The sequence below is a fragment of the Arenibacter amylolyticus genome (assembly GCF_002150785.1).
GTDB classification, from domain to species: Bacteria; Bacteroidota; Bacteroidia; order Flavobacteriales; family Flavobacteriaceae; genus Arenibacter; species Arenibacter amylolyticus.
On record NZ_MTAZ01000011.1, the window covers coordinates 34,882 to 55,698 of the forward strand.

The 20,817-nt window shown below is 40.2% G+C and carries 19 protein-coding genes and 1 tRNA gene; 17 read left to right on the top strand and 3 right to left on the bottom strand.

Going from position 1 to position 20,817, the window contains the following annotated elements:
• The first annotated feature begins 67 nt into the window (after window positions 1-67).
• The 14 genes from BV214_RS05995 to BV214_RS06065 all read left to right on the top strand — a co-directional run bounded on the left by BV214_RS05995 (window position 68) and on the right by BV214_RS06065 (window position 10,881).
• On the top strand, window positions 68-1,186 hold the full coding sequence (locus tag BV214_RS05995) for a tetratricopeptide repeat protein (protein WP_176328463.1): 1,119 nt from the start codon (window positions 68-70) through the stop codon (window positions 1,184-1,186).
• A 43-nt stretch (window positions 1,187-1,229) separates the two neighbouring features.
• Window positions 1,230-1,706 carry a hypothetical protein gene (locus BV214_RS06000; protein WP_086476593.1) on the top strand — a complete coding sequence of 159 codons (477 nt, stop codon included), beginning with the start codon at window positions 1,230-1,232 and terminating at the stop codon, window positions 1,704-1,706.
• A 10-nt stretch (window positions 1,707-1,716) separates the two neighbouring features.
• A complete protein-coding gene (ruvC, locus tag BV214_RS06005) occupies window positions 1,717-2,271 on the top strand; it encodes a crossover junction endodeoxyribonuclease RuvC (protein WP_086476594.1) in 555 nt (184 codons plus the stop codon).
• Between the two features lie 55 nt (window positions 2,272-2,326).
• A complete protein-coding gene (locus tag BV214_RS06010) occupies window positions 2,327-2,692 on the top strand; it encodes a four helix bundle protein (RefSeq protein WP_086476595.1) in 366 nt (121 codons plus the stop codon).
• A 201-nt stretch (window positions 2,693-2,893) separates the two neighbouring features.
• The gene (gene hemW / locus BV214_RS06015; protein WP_086476596.1) at window positions 2,894-4,021 is read left to right on the top strand and encodes a radical SAM family heme chaperone HemW; all 1,128 of its coding nucleotides are present in this window, start codon (window positions 2,894-2,896) and stop codon (window positions 4,019-4,021) included.
• A gap of 284 nt (window positions 4,022-4,305) precedes the next feature.
• Window positions 4,306-5,055, top strand: coding sequence for a cyclase family protein (locus tag BV214_RS06025; RefSeq protein WP_086476598.1), 750 nt, complete (start codon window positions 4,306-4,308; stop codon window positions 5,053-5,055).
• 11 nt (window positions 5,056-5,066) lie between these two features.
• Window positions 5,067-5,426, top strand: coding sequence for a DUF4260 domain-containing protein (locus BV214_RS06030; RefSeq protein WP_086476599.1), 360 nt, complete (start codon window positions 5,067-5,069; stop codon window positions 5,424-5,426).
• Window positions 5,419-6,039, top strand: a complete 621-nt coding sequence (locus BV214_RS06035; RefSeq protein WP_086476600.1) for a DUF4230 domain-containing protein — start codon at window positions 5,419-5,421, stop codon at window positions 6,037-6,039. The genes BV214_RS06030 and BV214_RS06035 overlap by 8 nt, the downstream gene beginning before the upstream one ends.
• Before the next feature lie 33 nt (window positions 6,040-6,072).
• Window positions 6,073-6,465, top strand: coding sequence for a Dabb family protein (locus BV214_RS06040; protein ID WP_086476601.1), 393 nt, complete (start codon window positions 6,073-6,075; stop codon window positions 6,463-6,465).
• A 9-nt stretch (window positions 6,466-6,474) separates the two neighbouring features.
• Window positions 6,475-7,017: a GNAT family N-acetyltransferase gene (locus BV214_RS06045; RefSeq protein WP_086476602.1), complete on the top strand. Its 543-nt coding sequence runs from the start codon at window positions 6,475-6,477 to the stop codon at window positions 7,015-7,017.
• Between the two features lie 7 nt (window positions 7,018-7,024).
• Window positions 7,025-7,381, top strand: a complete 357-nt coding sequence (locus BV214_RS06050; RefSeq protein ID WP_086476603.1) for an MmcQ/YjbR family DNA-binding protein — start codon at window positions 7,025-7,027, stop codon at window positions 7,379-7,381.
• 33 nt (window positions 7,382-7,414) lie between these two features.
• Window positions 7,415-9,187, top strand: coding sequence for a MutS-related protein (locus tag BV214_RS06055; protein ID WP_086476604.1), 1,773 nt, complete (start codon window positions 7,415-7,417; stop codon window positions 9,185-9,187).
• Window positions 9,188-9,241: 54 nt separating this feature from the next.
• Window positions 9,242-10,243, top strand: coding sequence for a metal-dependent hydrolase (locus tag BV214_RS06060; protein ID WP_086476605.1), 1,002 nt, complete (start codon window positions 9,242-9,244; stop codon window positions 10,241-10,243).
• Between the two features lie 218 nt (window positions 10,244-10,461).
• Complete coding sequence (locus tag BV214_RS06065) at window positions 10,462-10,881, top strand: CBS domain-containing protein (RefSeq protein ID WP_086476606.1); 420 nt, start codon at window positions 10,462-10,464, stop codon at window positions 10,879-10,881.
• 162 nt (window positions 10,882-11,043) lie between these two features.
• On the opposite strand, the gene BV214_RS06070 is transcribed toward BV214_RS06065, so the two are convergent.
• From BV214_RS06070 to BV214_RS06080, 3 genes are all read right to left on the bottom strand, one after another.
• The gene (locus BV214_RS06070) at window positions 11,044-12,807 is read right to left on the bottom strand and encodes a M56 family metallopeptidase (RefSeq protein ID WP_176328464.1); all 1,764 of its coding nucleotides are present in this window, start codon (window positions 12,805-12,807) and stop codon (window positions 11,044-11,046) included.
• An 8-nt stretch (window positions 12,808-12,815) separates the two neighbouring features.
• Window positions 12,816-13,181: a BlaI/MecI/CopY family transcriptional regulator gene (locus tag BV214_RS06075; RefSeq protein ID WP_086476637.1), complete on the bottom strand. Its 366-nt coding sequence runs from the start codon at window positions 13,179-13,181 to the stop codon at window positions 12,816-12,818.
• A gap of 372 nt (window positions 13,182-13,553) precedes the next feature.
• Window positions 13,554-14,942, bottom strand: a complete 1,389-nt coding sequence (locus BV214_RS06080) for a dipeptidase (RefSeq protein WP_086476638.1) — start codon at window positions 14,940-14,942, stop codon at window positions 13,554-13,556.
• A gap of 261 nt (window positions 14,943-15,203) precedes the next feature.
• Here BV214_RS06080 and BV214_RS06085 point away from each other — a divergent pair.
• The 3 genes from BV214_RS06085 (at window position 15,204) to BV214_RS06095 (ending at window position 20,809) form a co-directional block, all read left to right on the top strand.
• Window positions 15,204-15,285: transfer RNA gene (locus tag BV214_RS06085), tRNA-Leu, on the top strand.
• A gap of 596 nt (window positions 15,286-15,881) precedes the next feature.
• A complete protein-coding gene (locus tag BV214_RS06090) occupies window positions 15,882-16,277 on the top strand; it encodes a hypothetical protein (RefSeq protein WP_245806755.1) in 396 nt (131 codons plus the stop codon).
• Window positions 16,278-16,393: 116 nt separating this feature from the next.
• Window positions 16,394-20,809, top strand: coding sequence for a CusA/CzcA family heavy metal efflux RND transporter (locus BV214_RS06095; RefSeq protein WP_086476609.1), 4,416 nt, complete (start codon window positions 16,394-16,396; stop codon window positions 20,807-20,809).
• Window positions 20,810-20,817 lie beyond the last annotated feature (8 nt).

Here is a 20,817-nt window from a genome sequence, read left to right on the forward strand (position 1 = left end):
ATAGCATCGTATAGATGGTAAAACTTATCGACCTAAATAATTGAAAACACAATGCTTAATTTTTTTATTGATTGGGTTGGTTGGCAATGGAAACTCCCAGATCAGCTCTACCGCGACTGCCGATAGTCTCTATGCCACTGGAAACTATTCTTTGGCCATTAATGAATATGCCAAACACGGGGCATCTTCCAAAGCGCAATTGCAAATTGCACGGGCCTATAATACCATAGGGAACTATGATAAAGCTGTAACTCAATACACAAGCTTGGTGCAAAACAACCAATCCTTGGTGCTAGCAAAATATGAGCTGGGCAGATTGTATCTGAAGCTCAAGAATTATGCCCTTGCACATACGGTGTTTTCTCAATTGACCGAGAAAAATCATCAGAACCCGGAATATTTCTACTATCTGGGGGAGTCCTTAAATGGGTTAGATCGCTCAGCGGAAAGTATATCCGCCTATAAGCAATCGGTGAAAATTGACAGTACCCACTTGCGAAGTCTGTTTCAATTGGGAAAGTATTATGTTTTTAAAAGGGAACGCGATTCCGTATTGAAATATGTGGATAAAGGACTTCAATTCTACAGGAACGATGTAGGTTTAATCCATCTAAAGGCACTGGCCTATTATAATGACCGCTATTTTAGTCGAGCTATTCCTTTATTTGAAAAATTAGTGGAATTAGGGGAGGATAAGGAATATATTCATGAAAGGATGGGGCAGGCATACCTAAGTATGCGGGAGTATGCCAAAGCAAAAGACGCCTATCTTAAATGGTTAGCGTTTAATATTGAAAATCCAAAAGCCCTATATTGGGTGGAAACTTCCCTTTGGAAATTGCAGGAATTGGACAGCGCAAAAATATATTTTCTAAAATCCATCGATGTGCAACAGGTTGCGCTGGATAAGGAATACAATGCTTTAGCCCGATTAGCAATGGAGCAGAATGATTTAAAATTGGCCATTGATCATTATAAAAAGGCATACTTGGAGAATCCCGAAGGCTACCTTTACAAGTATGAGATATGTTTATTATCCGAACAATACTTTAGAAACCCACAACAGGCTTTAAAATGTTATAGGGAATACCAACGGAAATTTGGACATCAAAACGACTATTTCTCAGAATTTGCTTCAAAACGAATATCCAAGATAAAGGAGGAAATTCATAGGAATGCCTACTAAATTGACCAAATTATCGTAATTTTCCCCCTAGAATATGGCATTCATGAGGAAAGTTGTGGTTTTGGCTTGTATTTGTCTTTTTACCTCTTGTGATTGGTTTACTTCCAAAGAAGAGAAAACCCAGGAATTGGTGCAGGAGGAAATGCAGAATATAAATTTTAACGAGGTAGACCGGTATCCGCTGTTCGCAGGTTGTGACGAAATGGTTTCTAAACCAGCGCAGAAATTATGCTTTGAGAAGACCCTGCTAATGCATTTTTCCAAGACCTTGCAAGATTTCGATTTCGTCATTGAAACCGAGGTCAATGATACCATTTATGTGGACTTTCTGATGGACAAAAACGGGGCGATCTCTGTTTTGGGGATAGAAAAGAACATGAGTATTGATGATGAAATGCCCGAGTTTAATGGGATTATTACCCAGAGCCTAAAGAGCATGCCCAAAATAGAACCCGCACTAAAAAGGGGGATTCCCGTAAATGCCAAATTCCGCATTCCTATAGTACTCAACAGTAATTAATACATAGTTTTTGAAACACGAAAAGATAATATTGGGAATAGATCCCGGAACCACCATCATGGGATTCGGTCTAATAAAGGTGGTGGACAAGAAAATGGAGTTCCTCCAAATGAACGAACTGCTTTTGCAAAAATATAGCGATCCCTATACCAAACTGAAACTTATTTTTGAACGCACCATAGAGCTGATAGATACCTATCACCCTGATGAGATTGCCATTGAGGCTCCCTTTTTTGGGAAGAACGTACAATCCATGCTAAAACTAGGTAGAGCCCAAGGGGTGGCCATGGCCGCAGGATTATCACGAGAAATTCCCATAACGGAATACCTACCTAAAAAAATAAAAATGTCCATAACCGGTAACGGAAATGCCAGTAAGGAGCAGGTGGCCAAAATGCTTCAGAGTGTCCTTAAACTAAAATCACTTCCCAAAAACCTGGACAGCACGGACGGACTCGCCGCAGCGGTATGCCATTTCTATAACGAAGGCCGTATAGAAGTCGGCAAAAACTACAGCGGATGGGAAGCCTTTGTAAAGCAAAATGAGAAACGGGTGAAGAAGTGATTAATTCAATAAGCAATAATTAATTAGCAGTTAACAATGCTTTAAAACGGTAATTATGGATAGTAAGAATAATCCTTTATCTATTAAGTCTTTTAATTTTGCACTGAAGGTAGTGACCCTTTACAAAGATGTAATAAAACTAGAAAAAGAGTATGTGCTATCTAAGCAATTCTTGAAGTCTGGCACCTCTATCGGGGCAAATATTGCAGAAGCTAACGGTGCCATTTCAAAATCTGATTTTTCCTCTAAAATTTCCATAGCGTATAAGGAAAGTCTTGAAACAAAATATTGGCTTAAATTATTAAGGGATTCAGACTATATCTCTAAATCAAAAGCTGAGGAATTAATTTCAGATGCTGATGAATTGTCAAAAATTATGTTCGCCATCCTTAAAACCACCAGAATTAATAATAGAATTTAATTGTTTATTGCTAACTGATAATTGTTAATTGTTCAAATGAGCTGGATCTAAATACATATAAACCATGTCTCTAAAATAACAGCAGGGGAATTAATTACGGATGCAGATGAATTGTCGAAAATTATGTTCACCATCCTAAAAACTACCAAGACTAAAATTGAATAATTGTTTATTGCTAATTGCTAACTGTTAATTGTAAAAATGAGCGGCATCTACATCCATATCCCTTTTTGCAAGCAGGCTTGCCACTATTGTAATTTCCACTTCTCCACCAATATGAAGAAAAAGGAGGAGATGATTGGTGCGCTGATCCGGGAATTGGAGTTGAGAAAAGGGGAATTCGCTGAGGATGAATTGTATACCATTTATTTTGGGGGAGGTACGCCCTCGGTCTTGAATGCATCGGAAATAGAACAGCTCCTGGACGCAGTATATCAAAACTATAGGGTGGCAGCAAATCCAGAAATCACGCTGGAAGCAAATCCCGATGACCTTTCTGAATATACGATCAAAGAACTGTCCAGTACCGCCATCAATAGGTTGAGCATAGGAGTGCAATCATTTTTTGAGGAAGACCTAAAGCTGATGAATAGGGCCCACAATGCCAAAGAGGCGGAAGACTGCATTAAACTGGCCTGTACCTATTTCAACAATATTTCCATCGATCTAATTTATGGCACACCAGGGATGAGCAATGAACGCTGGGCGGCCAATATTGAAAAAGCGCTATCGTTCCAGATTCCCCATATCTCTAGCTATGCGCTTACCGTTGAGCCCAAAACGGCCCTGAAAGCCTTTATAGAAAAGGGGGTTATAGCCCCGGTAGAAGATGAGTTGGCCGAAGGGCATTTTCAGATCCTAATTGAAAAACTCTCAGCTGCGGGCTTTATCCAATATGAGTTTTCAAATTTTGGGAAGCAGGATTATTTTTCCCAGAATAATACCGCCTACTGGAAAGGGAAAAAGTATTTGGGAATTGGACCTTCCGCTCATTCCTTTGACGGAATCCGAAGGGGTTGGAATGTAGAGAATAATACGAAATACATAAAAAGCATTGCCCAAGGCATCCTCCCAATGGAAACAGAGGTGCTTTCTACAACAGATCGCTTTAACGAATATATGATGACGGGAATGCGCACCATATGGGGGGTTTCCTTGCAGCGTATAAGGACCGAATTTGGAGAGGATTACTATTCACACCTGCTAAAAGAAGCTGCGGTTAAATTAGATAAAGGACTGTTGGTCGTAGATAATGAACACCTTTTGGTAACCCCAAAAGGAAAGTTTTTGTGCGATGGCATAGCTTCGGACCTTTTTATGGTCGGTTAATACTGCACCCTAATTTCTCTCGATTTTATGTCTTTTACCCAAAGTTTAGTCCGAAAAGTACTATTTGTGGGTGGTTTGTCCCAGCACAAGACCTCCCTTTTAAGGGGTGATCCAGTGCATATTGAAGGTTTTAGAAGTAATTTATTTAGGTTAAGCAACCATCTACGGGCCTTAATACATTTATTTTATGTAAATTTTAAAGCCTTCAAATAGCCTAGTGGCTCTAGAAGAGGAATCTCGATTATTATCCGATTACTAGAAGAACTAATACAAGAATTTTATACATGAAGACAATTATTAAACACAACACCATTAACTATACTATAGACCTTTCCGATCCCTTGGATATTTCCATCCCTATAAAAGGGGGAGATTCCAATGTGAATTCGTGGTACCTTCCCCCGCCAAAAATAGAGCCTCATAGTGAGGGCGAATTTGTAGGGAAGGTTACCGAAGGGGGGTCCACCAATTTTAATGATATCTACTTTAATCCTCATTCCCACGGGACGCATACAGAGTGTGTGGGGCATATTACGGAGGAATTTAGATCGGTTAACCAGAGTCTTTCCAAGTTTTTCTTTATGACTGAGGTGATAACGATAGCCCCTGAAAAAATGGGAGACGATTTTGTGATTTCCAAGAAGCAATTGCAATATGCCTTGGGAAATAAAAATAGGGAGGCGGTGGTTATTAGAACGCTTCCTAATTTATCGGAAAAAAAATCCAGACAATACTCCAATACCAATCCGCCCTATTTATTGGAGGATGCCGCCAAACTATTATTGGAGAAAGGGATATCGCATTTATTAATAGATCTGCCTAGCGTGGACAAGGAGAAAGATGGCGGACTCCTCTTGGCCCATAAAGCATTTTGGGATTACGATGGCAAAATTAGGCATGACGCCACCATAACCGAGCTGATCTTTGTGGCCAATAGTATTGAAGATGGAAAATACTTCCTAAACCTACAGTTGGCCCCTTTTGAAAACGATGCAAGTCCCAGCAGACCGGTACTATATAAAATTGAAGACTAAAAAATGCGTGGATGGCTACACTTTTAAAACTGGAAGAGTTGTTTATGTTCCTTCTGGGAATATACCTCTTTAGTCTTCTAGACTATAGTTGGTGGTGGTTTCTAGGACTAATTCTTACCCCAGACATTGGTATGTTGGGCTATTTGTGGGGAAAGAAGGTCGGAGCCATAGGGTACAACCTTTTTCATCACAAGGGATGGGCTATTGCAATTTATTTAATGGGTAGCTATCTTTCCTTACCTTTGTGTCAGCTGATTGGAATAATTGTATTCTCCCACGCCTCTTTGGATAGGATTTTTGGTTATGGCTTAAAGTTTGACAAGGGATTTAAATATACCCATTTAGGCGAAATAGGCAACGCAAATGAATGAAATAGTAGAACTTTTTTTAGGGCTTATTCTTGGAGCCATCGCCATGTATTGGGTATTTTCCCTATTCCGAAAAAAACGGAACAAGGAACTTACAGATCATCAGTCCACCATTTTGCTGGATAAGATCAAGAGCGTCTGTAAACTGATTACGGTAGAGGGCGATTTTGCCGAAATATATCGTTATGAGAATACCAGGGAGTCCTTTCTAAGTTTGGTTAGTAGTAAGAAAAAGGCCCTCATTGTCATAAATGCCAAAGTGCATATTGGGTTCGATCTAAAAAAGTTGCGGATGCATGCGGATAAGGAGCATAAAAAGATTGTTCTGACCAATTTCCCAGAACCCGAAATTTTGTCCATTTCACCAGATTTGCAATTTTACGATATTAAAAATGGGCTGTTCAATGTCTTCACCCCGTCGGATCTCACCTCCCTTAACCTAGAGGCCAAAAAACATATAGAGGATAAGATACCCGCCAGCGGATTAATGGATACGGCAAATAGGGAAGCCTTGGAAGCTGTGCTCCTAATAGAGAGTATTGTGGAGACCATTGGTTGGAAACTGGATTACTCTGCCTTGGAATTGGCCGATAAAAAGAAGCAATTATTAGATTAATTAATATTAAAATCCCCTTACGCATAGGAAGTTATGAGAACTATATTTTTTGGATTATTATTTTTAACAACCGTCATTGTCAACGCCCAAACCGAAGAAACCATGCAAGATTTTGATTCCAACTTTGTACATACCGTCTATTTTTGGTTAAAAAACCCTACCGATAAGGACGATAGAAAGGCATTTGAAACCTCGCTCAAAAAGTTTTTGGCAAACTCCCAATATGCCAAGACCAACTTTATTGGCGTGCCTCCCAAGGCATCCCGGGAGGTGGTAGACGGTTCGTTCACCTATTCCCTGGTGGTTACCTTTGATTCTGCCGAAGCCCAGGAAAAGTATCAGAACGAGGAGCCTCACTTATTGTTCGTTAAGGAGTCTAGCGATTTGTGGACCAAGGTAATTGTTTATGATTCCACCGGAATTTAGAGTCTCAGCATGATTACCTATAGACCGGCACAGTTGGAAGATTATAGAAGTATTGCCCACTTGCATACCCGTAGTTGGCAAGAGAACTATAGAGGGAACTTTAGTGATCGTTTTTTAGATGAGGAAGCGCTGGCAGACCGGATGAAGGTGTGGGAGGAAAGGTTAACACGGCCCGCTCCCAATCAGTTTCTATGGGTAGCTACACAAAATGGAGAAATATGCGGTTTTGCCTGTGCCTTTAAGGAGGAGGATAGTCAGTATGGAACCCTTTTAGATAATTTACATGTATCTAAAGCGTCCATAGGGCAGGGGATAGGGAAGCGCTTGATTAGCCTATTGGCGAATGAAATTAAGCAAACGCTGCCCAATGCCAAAATGTATCTGTGGGTGTTAGAAAACAATGTAAGTGCTATCAGGTTCTATGAACGCTTAGGAGGCGTTAATTATGAAACGGTAGTAGGTAACGACATCGGTGATAGGGAAATACGGAAATGCCGGATGGTTTGGAATTCCTTGGAGTCCTTGGAGATGAAGGATCACCCCCTAATTTAGGAAAGTTATGAATATTGAGGAATTTAGATGGTATTGCCTCGGTAAAAAGGGGGTTACGGAAGAGCTTCCTTTTGGTCCGGATACCTTGGTCTTTAAAGTAATGGGGAAAATGTTTGCCTTGGTAGCCTTGGAAAGGCACCCTTTTCAAGCAAACCTTAAATGCGATCCGGAAAAGGCGCTGGAGTTAAGAGAAGTCCACGAGGGAGTAATTATTCCCGGATACCATATGAGTAAGGTGCATTGGAATACCCTATATTTGGAGCGCTTGCCTCCCAACTTGGTACAGCAATTAATAGACCATTCCTATGCACTGGTGGTGGCTAAACTAAGCAAGAAATTACAAGCACAATTACAAGACAGCTAAGGTTGTGAACCCTAAGCTAATTTATCTTCCCCTATGGATCAATTAATATCATTTTATACGAAACGGATAGCTGCCCAAACAAAGTTGCTACATGCGGTAAAAAGACAATTGCTAATTTCTAGCATCCTGCGCTTAATAGTTTTTTTACTGGGGAGCTTTGGGGTGTATTTCTTTTTTGGGAATGCAAAAATGGTATTGGCCATAATTATTGTCGCCATAGCGCTGTTCCTGTTTTTGGTGAGCAAGCACACAGACCTACAATACAAAAGGGATAAAATACTGGCTTTAATCCGTATAAACGAAACTGAGATACAGGTCCTGAATCGCAATTACCACCACCTTCCGGATGGTAAAGAGTATAAGGACGATAGTCACTACTTTGCTCAGGATATAGACCTCTTTGGGAAGGGATCCTTTTATCAGTATAGCAATCGTACCGCTTTACCGGATGGGAGCGATTATCTGGCAGAACTATTTTTGTCTAACTCCGTTCAAGGTATTTTAGACAGACAGGAAGCCGTGAAAGAACTCTCTCAATTGACCGATTGGCGACAAGATTTTTCTGCGGTGGCTACCTTGGTAAAGGCCGAGGCGAGTACTAAGACCATTGTTTCTTGGTTGAAGGGATATACGGCGTACGTTCCAAAATTGATGCGATGGTTGCCTAATTTATTTGCCTTTTGCTCTCTATTGCTTCTTGGCGGGTATTTTGTTGGCTTTCTTCCAGGCTTCCCTATCCTTATCGCCTTTTTGGTGGGCATGATGCTCAGTAGCTTCTACATGAAGAAAACCGGTAAATTGGCCTCCGATGCCAATAAGGTGCAAAGTACTTTTCAACAGTACCAAAGATTGGTCTTAAAGTTAGAACAACAAGAATTTAGTGCCAGTTTACTAAAGGCTCAAAGAAATAACATCCTCACTCAGAACCATCCAGCCTCTCAATTATTAAAGGAGTTTTCTTCCAAGTTAAATGCCCTGGATCAACGTAATAATTTTATTTTCGGCTTTTTTGGGAATGGTTTTCTCCTTTGGGACCTGCGTCAGGGATATAAATTGGAGCGGTGGATTGCCCAGCATGGGGCTGAGGTGGAGCAATGGTTTGCTGCCATCGCTTTTTTTGATGCCTATAATAGCATGGGGAATTTCGCCTATAATCATCCTAGTTATGCTTTTCCAAAATTGGTGGAGGATAAATCCGTCTTAAAAGCCAAGGGCGCCTCCCATCCTCTATTAGATCCTAAAAAAGCCGTTCCTAACGATATTGATATTCGCCAGGAAGAGTTCTTTATTATCACTGGGGCTAATATGGCAGGGAAAAGTACATTTTTACGCACCGTCTCCTTGCAGCTGGTGATGGCCAATATGGGGCTTCCCGTATGTGCGGAAGAGATGAAATATCATCCTATAAAATTGATCACCAGTATGCGGACCACCGATTCCCTAACGGATGATGAGTCTTATTTTTTCTCCGAATTAAAGCGGCTTAAATTTATTGTAAACGAAATAAAAAAGGATCGTTATTTTATCGTTCTGGACGAAATCTTAAAAGGGACCAACAGCCTGGATAAGGCTATTGGATCTAGGAAATTTGTAGAGAAATTGGTGGGGTCCAAATCTACGGGTATCATTGCAACCCATGATTTAAGCTTATGCGAAGCCTCTGCAGATCTGCCGCAGATTAGGAACCATTATTTTGATGCGGAAATTATTGATAACGAACTTTATTTTGATTATACTTTTAAAGAAGGGGTGTGCCAAAATATGAATGCCTCCTTCTTATTAAAGAAAATGGAAATTGTAGAGTAACCACAACCATATGGGAGGTCATTGGACTGTAGGTTAGGTAGCTAAAGGATATACATGGATTCACTTACACAGATAGTATTGGGTGCCGCCGTAGGAGAAGCGGTTTTGGGGAAGAAGGTTGGTAATAAGGCGATGCTTTATGGGGCGATCGCAGGGACTATCCCAGATTTGGATATATTGGCCAATCATTTTACAGATACGGTAAGCGCCATTGAATGGCACCGTGGAATTAGTCATTCTGTCTTCTTTTCATTGTTGTTTGCCCCAGTTTTTGGATGGCTGATTTATAAGCTGGAGAGAAAACAAGCTGCTTCTTGGAAAGATTGGTCCCGATTAATGTTTTGGGGCTTGTTTACCCATCCATTGCTCGATGCATTTACTACCTGGGGTACCCAGTTGTTTTGGCCGTTTAATTACAAAGTGGCGTTTCAGAGCATCTTTGTGATAGACCCTTTATACACCCTACCGTTTTTGGTTTTTCTTATTATGGCTATGGTGCAGAAAAAGGATTCACCCAAGCGAGCGAGATATAATAGGTTGGGGCTAATGGTGAGTACGACTTACTTAGGAATTACGCTGCTTTTAAAAGGAATGGCGTATATGAAGATTACCCAGAACTTAGAAGACCAGGGGATCGCGTATGAGCAAATGACCGTTAGGCCTGCCCCGTTCAACACAATACTATGGGCAGCCAATATTGATGTGGGTGATGCCTACCTAATCGGAAATTATTCCTTCTTTGACCAACAACCAATACAATTCAGTAGATACCCAAAAAACCACGAACTACTTGGGGACCTGGCATCGCAGGATAAGATTGGCCGACTCCAAAACATCACCGAGGGTTGGTTTACCATTGTAGACAACAACGGGGAGCTTTTCTTTAACGATCTCCGCTTTGGATTAATGAGTTTGGAAGCAGAGGAAGAGCGTTTTGCGTTTAGCTATAAGTTAACACCTTTGGAAGACGATGTGTTGGTAGAGGAGACACCTAAGCTGAAACGAGATGCCAAATTGCTATTATCTGCCCTCTGGGCACGTATGTGGGGAGTTTAATGCTTGTTCTAAGGATTAGTAAAGAACTATCCCAACTCAATAAAGAAATAGTACCTGCCTTCCAATGGTTTCTACGTACGTATGGTTAAAAATAAGATTCACGTACAATAATTAGGGGGTGCTATACACAGATATTCTGCAATTCCTGATCTATATCATATGTGCTATGCCTTTTGTTAACGACCTTTAGGTAATTAACAGCATAAAAAAGAAACGAGATGAATAAAGGGGAATTGGTATCAAAAATAATGTCGACAGATGTAATTACCATCAATTTTACCAATAGCTTATTGGATGCAGAGCGACTTTTCAAAAAGAATAAAATTCGCCACATACCGGTGGTAAATAACAATAAGATTGTGGGGATGTTGAGTTTAACGGATTTGTTGCGAATCAGTTTTGTTGACTCCTTTGGGGAAGAAGATTCCATAGAAGATACGCCTATCTATAATATGTTAAGTATAGAACAGGTAATGGTGAAAGACCCCGTACATGTGTCAGCAGACAAAACGATTAAGGAGGTGACCGAAATTTTATCCAAGCAAGAATTTCATGCCTTGCCGGTGGTAGATAAAGGGAAATTGGTAGGGATTGTAACCACAACGGATTTGCTCAACTATTTATTGGAGCAATACTAAACGATAGCTTATAAATTATAAAAATCCATAAATGAAGACCTCATCTATGGATTTTGCTAGTTCTGGTATTTCTCTAAGGATCCACTTTAAACGTATATCCTTCTTAAATTTATTGTATGTTATGGCTCTTGCCGTAAAGGATATCTATTTTCTAAATTTCCATTATTCATGATCCTTGGGGGTGGCCTTTGTCGGACTCATTAGACCTTCTTTTTTTGCCAATTCCACAAAGCTATCATGCAATACCAATGTTTCTTCGTACAGGGTTTGTAGGTTTAAGATGGTTCCCTCTCCTTTCCTATTATAAGCACCTATTGCTTGCACGTAAATATCGGCCTTATTGTTGAATTTCTTATAAGCTGTTAATAGTGCGTCGGAATAATTTCCTTGATTGGGGTTTCTAAGAGGTGGTGGTGGGGGCGGAATATTGCCTTTCTCCCCTTTTTTTACCATCGGTGCTGGGGCAGGTGGGGGTGGAGGCGGCACCTTAGTTCCTTTTTCTGCCTTGGATGATTTTGGAGCGCTTGGGGTTGGTGGAGGAGGAAAGTTTGGAAAAGGTTGAGCGCTTTTCCTTTGGGTGTCGCTCATACGGTTATAGAGGTATTTCATTCGTTGTACCTCTTTATACTTTACAACCACCTCGTTAATGGGCTGGGCATTGTAGTTTTTAGCAAGTTCGTTGTATTCCTTGATCTCCTTTTTAGTAGCACCTTCTTGGATTTCGGGTATTATGTGTTCTTTGATGTCAATGGTCGCTACCCCATACTCCATTAAAATGCTTTCAGCTTTCCTAATGATACTTTTGGGAGTTTCCTTATCCACCCTTATTACAGCTCTTAGGAGCTTGCTTCTTTGTTCTTTGCTAAGGTTTTGATTGTAATTAAGTAGGTGCGATTTTAAGTTTTCCAACTTTACCAAATCGTCCTTTACCATAAGCTGTCCAAATTTGTTTATGGATAGTATTATCTCTTGATCTGTGATTCTTTGGGTTCTGGTATCGTTAAGCAGGTCATCAGATGAAGGCTGTTCATTTTGATAATCTGGAAGGATAGTTTTATCCATTACCGTAGGTATGGGAAGAATCTCCTTAGTGCTAAAACTATACAGTAGAAGGGCCATTAGAGGCAATAATAGTAAACTTTTTAGCCAAATGGCTTTTTGGGATGTTTGTGTTTTCATGATGACGATTCGTTTTTTGATTGATGAATAATGAATGGCATTTGCCAAAGGTGTTTCAGGATTTGAGGAGAATGCCAGTACTAGCTTTTGATAATCAGGGACTACTGCACCTTTCTTCAATACGGCTTGGTCCGCAAGAAATTCGTGGTTAAGTTTTACTAAGTTTTTAGCCCAATAGATAAGTGGGTTAAACCATAATACTATTTGAAGCAATTCTAATAATAGCACATCCAAACTGTGTTTTTGCGCGGCATGGGCTTCTTCATGCCAAAAAACTTCCTGTGGTATTTTATTGGATTTATAATTTTTTAGGTTGAAAAAAAGGTAGCTGAAAAAGGTGTGTGGGGCAACTTTTTCTTGGAGAAGTACGTGAAGGAACTTGCCAGATCGCAACGTAGGATTGTGATGGATATTATTAATTAGGGACCTTAGATTTCTCAGGAATTTTATTGTGAAAACTACTACTCCCAAGGTGTAGATGCCCCATAATAAAAAGGGAATAAAATTGATGTTATTCGTAGTAGCTAGCTGTGGATGTACATTGGATGCAATTAGAGATGACTGAGAGAATGACGCTGCGCTTAGGGGAACGTATTGGGTGAAGGTGATTAAGGGAATGCCTAGGGCGATGACAAATGCCGCCAAGAGATAGTACCTTTTAAAATGGTGAATGTGTAGCTTCTCTAACACCAGTTTATAGAACAGGAGTAGAATAAGAAGAGAGGTACTAAATTTTAAAAGATACATCCACATAGCTATTTGTTTTTGAGTTTGGTATCTATTAGGGCCCTTAAGTCCTCCAACTCTTCCTTGCTCAGGTTGGTTTCTTGAGTAAAGAAGGAGGCAAATTGAGAAGCGCTATTGTCAAAGAATTTTTTAATGAGTCCGTTTAAATGTTTGGAGAAATAATCCTTCTTTTCTACAAGTGGAAAATATTCCCTTGCATTTCCTAGAAGTTTGTAACCTATAAAACCTTTGTCCGTCATTCGTTTTAATAAGGTGGCAACGGTGGTGGTGGCGGGTTTGGGTTCTGGGTAGGCTTGCAAAAGATCTTTCATGAACCCTTTTTTCAGTTGCCACAGATGGTTCATTAATTCCTCTTCGGATTTAGACAGTTTCATATGCAGTGCATTTTGATGTTCTACAAACATAGAACATTAATTTTAACTCTACAAATGTAGAGGTGTTTTTTTAAGATGAGTAGCAAATTAAAAATGTAGTAATGAAGGTATTTTGGGAGAGGTAAAGGGTTGACTGTAGTCAGTTTTGGTCGTTCACCAATACGTGCGGTACTGTTCACTTCTTATTGACTAAGGTGCAATTCTTTAAGTGTTTATTGCTAGTTGTAGAACAGAACCCTGCGTTAGCTATTGAAGCGGCATCCTTTTTTAAGGGGCAGGAGCGCCTAAAAAAGATATAGCGGAAAGAGCGACCCGATAGGGGAACGCCCAAAAAAAAAATCCGCTCTAAAAAGAACGGATTTTTAAAATGTATTACTTGGTTAACTCTGTAAAGTATTTATAGAAGTACGGGATAGTTTCAATCCCCTTTAGGTAATTCCAAACGCCAAAGTGTTCGTTGGGCGAGTGTATAGCATCGCTATCCAAGCCAAAGCCCATTAGGATGGTCTTGCTGTTAAGCTCTTTCTCAAACAGGGATACAATAGGAATACTTCCTCCACTGCGTTGTGGTATGGGAGTTTTGCCAAAGGTGGTTTCGTAGGCCTTGGAAGCCGCTTTATAGCCATCATTGTCAATAGGCGTAACATAGCCTTGACCGCCGTGATGGGGACTCACCTTAACGGTTACCCCTGCAGGCGCAATACTTTCAAAATGGGTTTTAAAGAGTGCTGTAATTTCCTCCCACTCCTGGTGAGGTACCAATCGCATGGAAATTTTTGCATAGGCCTTACTGGCGATGACCGTTTTAGCACCTGCTCCAATATAACCGCCCCAGATTCCGTTCACATCCAAAGTGGGTCTAATGGAGTTACGCTCATTGGTGGTGTATCCTTTTTCACCGTAGACGTCGTTGATGTCTAGTGCATCCTTATAATCTTCCAAATTAAAGGGCGCTTTTGCCATTTGGCTTCGTTCCTCTTGGGAGAGCTCTTCCACCTTGTCGTAAAACCCAGGGATGGTGATCCGGTTATTTTCATCGTGTAGGGAAGCAATCATTTTAGTGAGCACATTAATAGGATTGGCTACGGCACCACCATAGAGTCCGGAATGCAGATCTCGATTAGGACCTGTAACCTCTACCTCTACATAGCTAAGGCCGCGTAACCCTGTGGTGATAGAGGGAACGTCTTTGGCAATCATTCCCGTATCGGAGATAAGGATAATGTCATTGGTAAGCTTTTCCTTGTTATTGGCCACAAACTCACCTAGGTTCTCACTGCCCACTTCTTCTTCCCCTTCTATCATAAACTTCACGTTACAGGGCAATTGATTGGTTTTCACCATAAATTCCAATGCCTTTACGTGCATGTACATTTGACCTTTGTCGTCACAGGCTCCTCTGGCGAAAATAGCGCCTTCTGGATGGAGGTCCGTTTTTTTGATGACAGGCTCAAAAGGAGGGGAGTCCCACAAGTCAATGGGGTCTGCCGGTTGTACATCATAATGACCATAGACCAATACGGTAGGTAAGGTTGGATCAATTATTTTTTCACCGTAGACAATGGGATACCCTTTGGTTTCACAAATTTCCACGGTATCGCAGCCAGCCTCCAAAAGAGCGGTTTTTACCGCATCGGCGGTATTTAACACATCCTGTGAAAAAGCGGGGTCTGCACTTACGGAAGGAATTTTTAGGAGCTCTATTAGTTCGTTGATAAAGCGGTCCTGGTTCTTGTTGAGGTACTCTGTTATTTGTTGCATTGTAAAATTTGAATAAACGATAAAAATACAAAAAAGAAATTTTTTTTGCATAAGTATTTCAGAATTGAAAAATTGCTTTATATTTGCATCCCGATAATCAACGGAAAGGTTAAGTTCTTTATAATTAAATATTTATTTGCAGGCGTGGTGGAATTGGTAGACCCGCCCGAACGTACCTTTTCGGTACGGGCTGGCACGCTAGAAGTCTAGCGCAATGTCAGTAAAGAGTAGTGTTTAAGTTCTTTTTTATATATTTTTATTGCAGGCGTGGTGGAATTGGTAGACACGCTAGACTTAGGATCTAGTGCCGCGAGGTGTGAGAGTTCGAGTCTCTCCGCCTGCACAAAGGGAAAGCCGACTTTTAAGAGTCGGCTTTTTTCGTATTGGTAAAACAATGTTAAAACATTTTTGGGATTTGGGACTCTTGGCCACGCGATCCATTTTCCAGACAATTAAAGCATCTCTCTCTTAATCTTGGTAGTAATTCATCAAGACCTTTTTGCTCGGCCTTTACTCCTGAAGATATATCTGAAAAAATATCCTTACGGAGAACCTATGCTTTTAATAGAGCATCAACTTGCAAATCCAATTTTTGTGTTTTGGAACTTACCCTAACATATCCAAAATCCATCTTGGGCATTTAAAGGTTAAAAGTGTAAACTAATTAAGGATACGGGAAAAATAAACTATGTTCATTCTGAGCATCAAAAAAGTACTTGACTTTTATTGTTGTAGATTATATGGTCGTTTAAATATACTTTCCTAATTACGTAAAAGGGGAATTAATAGAAACTACTAAAAAGAATAACAAATGGAACAGGGAACAGAATTTCTCATATGACATCTGAACAGTACTCCAAAACGGACTTTTAGGGGACTAAGATATTCCTCCCTTTGCAATACAGTTGCACTCATTAATCCGTAATTTTGTAAAACTTTATGAAAACACTGGTTTCAATATCAATGTCTATTTTATTCCTTTTTCAAGGAATTAGCCTAGATATGGACTTTTGTGGGCCAATTAAAGAAATTTCAAGCATTATTAACCATTATCAAGACCATAAAGTTTATGGCGACTCTTTCCTTGAATATGTTGTTGAAGATTACATTGACCACGATGCAAAAAATGAAGGGCATCATAATAATCCGAATAGGGAGAATACACCAGTCCATTCCCATAATCAATGTTGTCACCCTTTAGTATTAATTATTGCTAACAACAATTCGGCTTTAACCAATCAATTAAAGTTTGAAGAGAAAAAACAGTTTAACTTACATAAAGTAAACTTCACTTCCAGATATCTGGAATCGCTTTTCCAACCCCCTAAAGTATAATTCAGTTTTTTAAGGATAGCTATATCCTAACGTGATGCTTTTCAATATAGGCATCGCTTTATAAATATGATGCATCTGTTCGCATCGTAAGTTTTCAATTGAATTAATACTTATTTATGATTAACAAGATCATTTCTTTTTCCATTAATAATAAATTTATTATTGGGCTCTTTATAGTAGTGCTTGTCGGTACGGGCATTTGGTCTATGGCCACTATAAACTTGGGTTCTGTACCCGATATTACCAACAACCAAGTACAGGTTATTACCGTTGCACCAAATTTAGGTACTGAGGACATTGAGCAATTTGTAACCTTTCCCGTAGAATTGGCAATGGCAAACCTTCCTGATGTTATCGAGCTGCGTTCGATCTCTCGGTTTGGTCTGTCCGTAGTAACCATTGTCTTTAAAGATCAAGCGGGTACCTACCTTCCCCGGCAATTGGTACAAGAAAAATTAGCCGAAGTGAAGGGAGAAATTCCTGAAGGTTTTGGTACGCCATTTATGGCACCCATAACCACAGGTCTGGGCGAAATCTACCAATACACCCTAAAAGTAAAAGAAGGCTATGAAGATAAATACGATGCAACAGAGCTTCGTACCATCCAGGATTGGATCGTTAAACGTCAAATGGCATTAGTCCCAGGAGTTGTGGAAGTAAACGCTTTTGGTGGATATGTAAAACAATATGAGGTTGCTCTAAACCCCGATAAACTTAAAAGCTTTGGCCTTACTATGAGCCAGGTCTTTGAAGCATTAAGCGAAAATAACGCAAACACGGGAGGGGCGTATATTGAAAAAAACCATCAGGCCAATTTTATACGTGGCGAAGGCTTGGCGCGTAGCATTTCAGATTTGGAAAATACAGTGGTCACTACACAAAATGGTAACCCTATTCTAATCCGTGATGTGGCCGAAAAGGTTGGCTATGGGAGCCAGGTGCGTTATGGTGCTTTTACACAGGATGGCCACGAAACTGTAGGGGGACAAATATTGATGTTAAAAGGACAAAGCCCGAGCACCGTTATAGACAATGTTGAAAAGCGTATAACCGAAATTCAAAAATCCTTGCCGGAAGGGGTTTATATAGATACATTTTTAAGCCAAAGCGAGCTTATTGAAAGAACCACAAGTACCGTAAAAACAAATCTAATTGAAGGGGCGCTTATAGTCATTTTTGTTTTGGTACTTCTTTTGGGAAGTTTTCGTGGCGGTTTGATAGCTGCTTCGATCATTCCCTTATGCTTATTATTTGCATTTATTTTAATGAAACAATTTGGCATTTGGGCAAACCTAATGTCTTTGGGGGCAATTGATTTTGGGATTATTGTTGACGGTGCGGTAATTATAGTGGAGGGTACGGTTTTCCACATACATCGACGAATAAAGAAATCCAATGCCATAATAGGACAATCCGAGATGGATGAAATAGCCTACGATTCTTCAAGTAAAATGATGAATTCTGCCTTTTTTGGTCAGCTAATTGTTCTTATTGTTTTTACACCGATTCTGTTTTTGACAGGTATAGAAGGAAAAATGTTCCGACCAATGGCATTTACTTTTGGATTTGCCGTTTTAGGAGCAATTATTCTTTGCCTTACATACGTGCCAATGATGTCGTCCTTATTTTTAAAACCTGCTAAAAATCAAAATAGTTGGTTTGCCAAATTTGAAAACAAGATTGATAGGATCAGTGATAAAATTATGGGTGCTTTGAATCGTGCCTATCTTCCCCTGTTGAATTTTTCACTTCGTTTTAAAGCAGGAGTCATTATTGGAGCGGTTGCGCTATTCTTGATTGCCGGATTTGTTTTCAGTAATATGGGAGCAGAATTTGTCCCTAAATTTGATGAAGGCGATATTGCCTTTCAGGCCTTGATAAAACCAGGGAGCAGTCTAACAGAATCCATTGAGGCTTCAGAAAAACTTCAGAATCTGATTAATGAATTTCCAGAAGTAAAAACGGTAGTTTCAAGGATTGGCGTGGCCGAAATCCCAACAGACCCAATGCCTATGGATATTGCCGATAGTTACATTATTCTTGAAAAAGATAAGGGTAAATGGACTTCCGCAGATAGTAAAGAAGAACTCATAGAGAAAATTCAAGAAAAAATTTCAGTTGTCCCCGGCGTAAACTTTGTGTTTACCCAGCCTGTAGAACTGCGTTTTAATGAATTGCTTACCGGCGTCCGTGAGGACGTGGCAATCAAATTATATGGAGAAGATTTGGACGTGTTGGCAGACAAGGTTCAGGAAATTGCTGCGGTAATACGGAAAGTTCCGGGTGCAGCAGACCTTAACGTAGAGGCTACAAGCGGTCTGCCACAAATGACGGTGGTGTATAACCGTGCAAAAATGGCACAATATGGTGTTACTGTCAATAAATTGAATGATTATGTAAGTGCTGCCTTTGCTGGAGAAAAAGCAGGGGTCATATTTGAAGGCGAAAGGCGGTTTGATGTGGTCATTCGTTTGGCGGAAGATTTTAGGCAAGATATCAATAGCTTAAAAAATCTTTATATAGATCTGCCAAACGGTGCACAAGTTCCTCTAAAGGAAGTGGCTGATATCAGCTATAAACCCGGGCCGATGCAAATTTCAAGAGATAACACTATGCGTCGTATTTCAGTAGGAGTAAACGTTCGTGGTCGCGATGTAAAATCGATGGTCGAGGAGATTCAGCAAAAACTGGAAACGGAAGTGAAACTGCCACCGGGATATTATGTTACTTACGGAGGATCATTTGAAAACCTTCAACGTGCATCAGACCGATTGATGATTGTAGTCCCGATCGTTCTATTAACAATATTTGTTCTGCTTTACTTTGCTTTGAATTCATTTTCACAGGCCTTGATGATCTATATGGCGGTGCCTTTAGCAGCCATTGGTGGGGTTTTCGTTTTGTTGATCCGTGGAATGCCTTTCAGTATTTCGGCGGGAGTTGGGTTTATCGTGCTGTTTGGCGTTGCCGTATTAAACGGACTAATACTCATAAACAAATTCAATGAACTAAAAGATAGTGGAATGACCAATTTAAAAAAACGTATATACGAAGCTACGCACGAACGATTACGTCCAATTTTATTAACAGCCATTACAACAATTATGGGCTTTATCCCAATGGCGGTTTCCACCTCTGGAGGTGCCGAAGTACAACGACCATTGGCAACAGTAGTGATTGGAGGAATGCTTACTGCAACCTTTCTGACCTTGGTGGTTATTCCTATTCTTTATTACTGGCTTGAATCGAGAAAGGAACGAAACAATAACAATGGGAGTGTAAGCTATGTCAACAAATCAACGAACATTGTAACCGTATTGTTGATGGTTGGTGGTTTGATGGCTTCTGGTAATGCGTTTGCACAAGATAGCAATCAAGTTGGTTCAATTTCAAAGACCTTGACGGTAAATGAAGCCATTGCAATTGCAAAAAAGAATTATCCATCGCTTAAGGAAAGTAGGGCGTTTATAGAACGAGAACAAGCCATGAAAGGAACGAGCTTTGACCTTGGCAGCACCCAAGTTTTCACAGGAAAGGAAGAATATGGCAATAATATTCCCGGAGTACAGACAACTATTGGTGTGCAACAGGGCAACATTGATTTGCTTTCCGGATTTTCAAGATCCAAGTTTTACAAAGAGCGTATTGCCTTGGGAGAAAAATTTTATGTGGCCAATGAACAACAGTTGGTGCGCAATGTGATGCAAGCCTATGACCAAATTAATTATTACAAGGCACAGTTGCGTTTTGCAGACCAATTGGACAGTGTTTATGCCAATTTTCAGGCCACCGCCCAACTTCGTTATGACACGGGGGAAACAGGCAAGTTGGAGTTTATTGCGGCCTCTTCCGAATTTCAACAGATACAAGTGTTAAGGCAACAAGCCTATGATGATATTGAAATTGCCAAACGTGCCCTAAAGCAATATTTGAGAACGGATGAAAACATCGAAACGGTTGACGGTTTTTACGAGCCTTTGGATTTTATGGCAACTTTGGATTCAACCTCGGTGGCAAACAACCCAATGCTGCAATATGCGTTACAAAATGCCGAAGTAAGTAAAGCAAATGTGGGTGTGGAGAAATCCCAGTTCCTGCCGAAATTCAGTTTGTCGTACGGCAGACAGGATGTGGAGGATGTCCCTGGATTTAATACCTATCAGGCAGGTATTAGTATCCCGTTATGGTTTTTTCCGCAGAAGTCGAGGATCAAGGCAGCCAAGGCCGATGCAATGGTAGCAGAGAACCAATATCTGGAGCAAAAGGCAACAACTGAAAGCAGGGTGTCGCAATTGCTAAAATCACTTGAGAAAACTCGAAAGGTATTGCAATATTATCAAGAAGGCGCATTGCTTTTGGCAGAGGAACAAATAGCCACCGCACAATTGGCATCAAAAGAAGGTGAAATAGACTATATCACTTACATAACGATTCTCAACAGCGCCATCCGTATTAAACAAAATCATTTACAATATATCAATCAGTATAACCAGCAGACCATCGATATGCAATATCAATTGGGCAACCTATAATTCAAAAT

Bases quoted from the DNA above. Each gene is read 5' to 3' on its own strand.
- BV214_RS06075 (WP_086476637.1), bottom strand. From the start codon at position 13,181: ATGAAACTGTCTAAATCCGAAGAGGAATTAATGAACCATCTGTGGCAA.
- BV214_RS06025 (WP_086476598.1), top strand. From the start codon at position 4,306: ATGAAGACAATTATTAAACACAACACCATTAACTATACTATAGACCTT.
- BV214_RS06035 (WP_086476600.1), top strand. From the start codon at position 5,419: ATGAATGAAATAGTAGAACTTTTTTTAGGGCTTATTCTTGGAGCCATC.
- BV214_RS06065 (WP_086476606.1), top strand. From the start codon at position 10,462: ATGAATAAAGGGGAATTGGTATCAAAAATAATGTCGACAGATGTAATT.
- BV214_RS06050 (WP_086476603.1), top strand. From the start codon at position 7,025: ATGAATATTGAGGAATTTAGATGGTATTGCCTCGGTAAAAAGGGGGTT.
- BV214_RS06060 (WP_086476605.1), top strand. From the start codon at position 9,242: ATGGATTCACTTACACAGATAGTATTGGGTGCCGCCGTAGGAGAAGCG.
- BV214_RS06000 (WP_086476593.1), top strand. From the start codon at position 1,230: ATGAGGAAAGTTGTGGTTTTGGCTTGTATTTGTCTTTTTACCTCTTGT.
- BV214_RS06095 (WP_086476609.1), top strand. From the start codon at position 16,394: ATGATTAACAAGATCATTTCTTTTTCCATTAATAATAAATTTATTATT.
- BV214_RS06045 (WP_086476602.1), top strand. From the start codon at position 6,475: ATGATTACCTATAGACCGGCACAGTTGGAAGATTATAGAAGTATTGCC.
- BV214_RS06010 (WP_086476595.1), top strand. From the start codon at position 2,327: ATGGATAGTAAGAATAATCCTTTATCTATTAAGTCTTTTAATTTTGCA.
- BV214_RS06090 (WP_245806755.1), top strand. From the start codon at position 15,882: ATGAAAACACTGGTTTCAATATCAATGTCTATTTTATTCCTTTTTCAA.
- BV214_RS06055 (WP_086476604.1), top strand. From the start codon at position 7,415: ATGGATCAATTAATATCATTTTATACGAAACGGATAGCTGCCCAAACA.
- BV214_RS06030 (WP_086476599.1), top strand. From the start codon at position 5,067: ATGGCTACACTTTTAAAACTGGAAGAGTTGTTTATGTTCCTTCTGGGA.
- hemW (WP_086476596.1), top strand. From the start codon at position 2,894: ATGAGCGGCATCTACATCCATATCCCTTTTTGCAAGCAGGCTTGCCAC.
- BV214_RS06080 (WP_086476638.1), bottom strand. From the start codon at position 14,942: ATGCAACAAATAACAGAGTACCTCAACAAGAACCAGGACCGCTTTATC.
- BV214_RS06070 (WP_176328464.1), bottom strand. From the start codon at position 12,807: ATGTATCTTTTAAAATTTAGTACCTCTCTTCTTATTCTACTCCTGTTC.
- BV214_RS06040 (WP_086476601.1), top strand. From the start codon at position 6,073: ATGAGAACTATATTTTTTGGATTATTATTTTTAACAACCGTCATTGTC.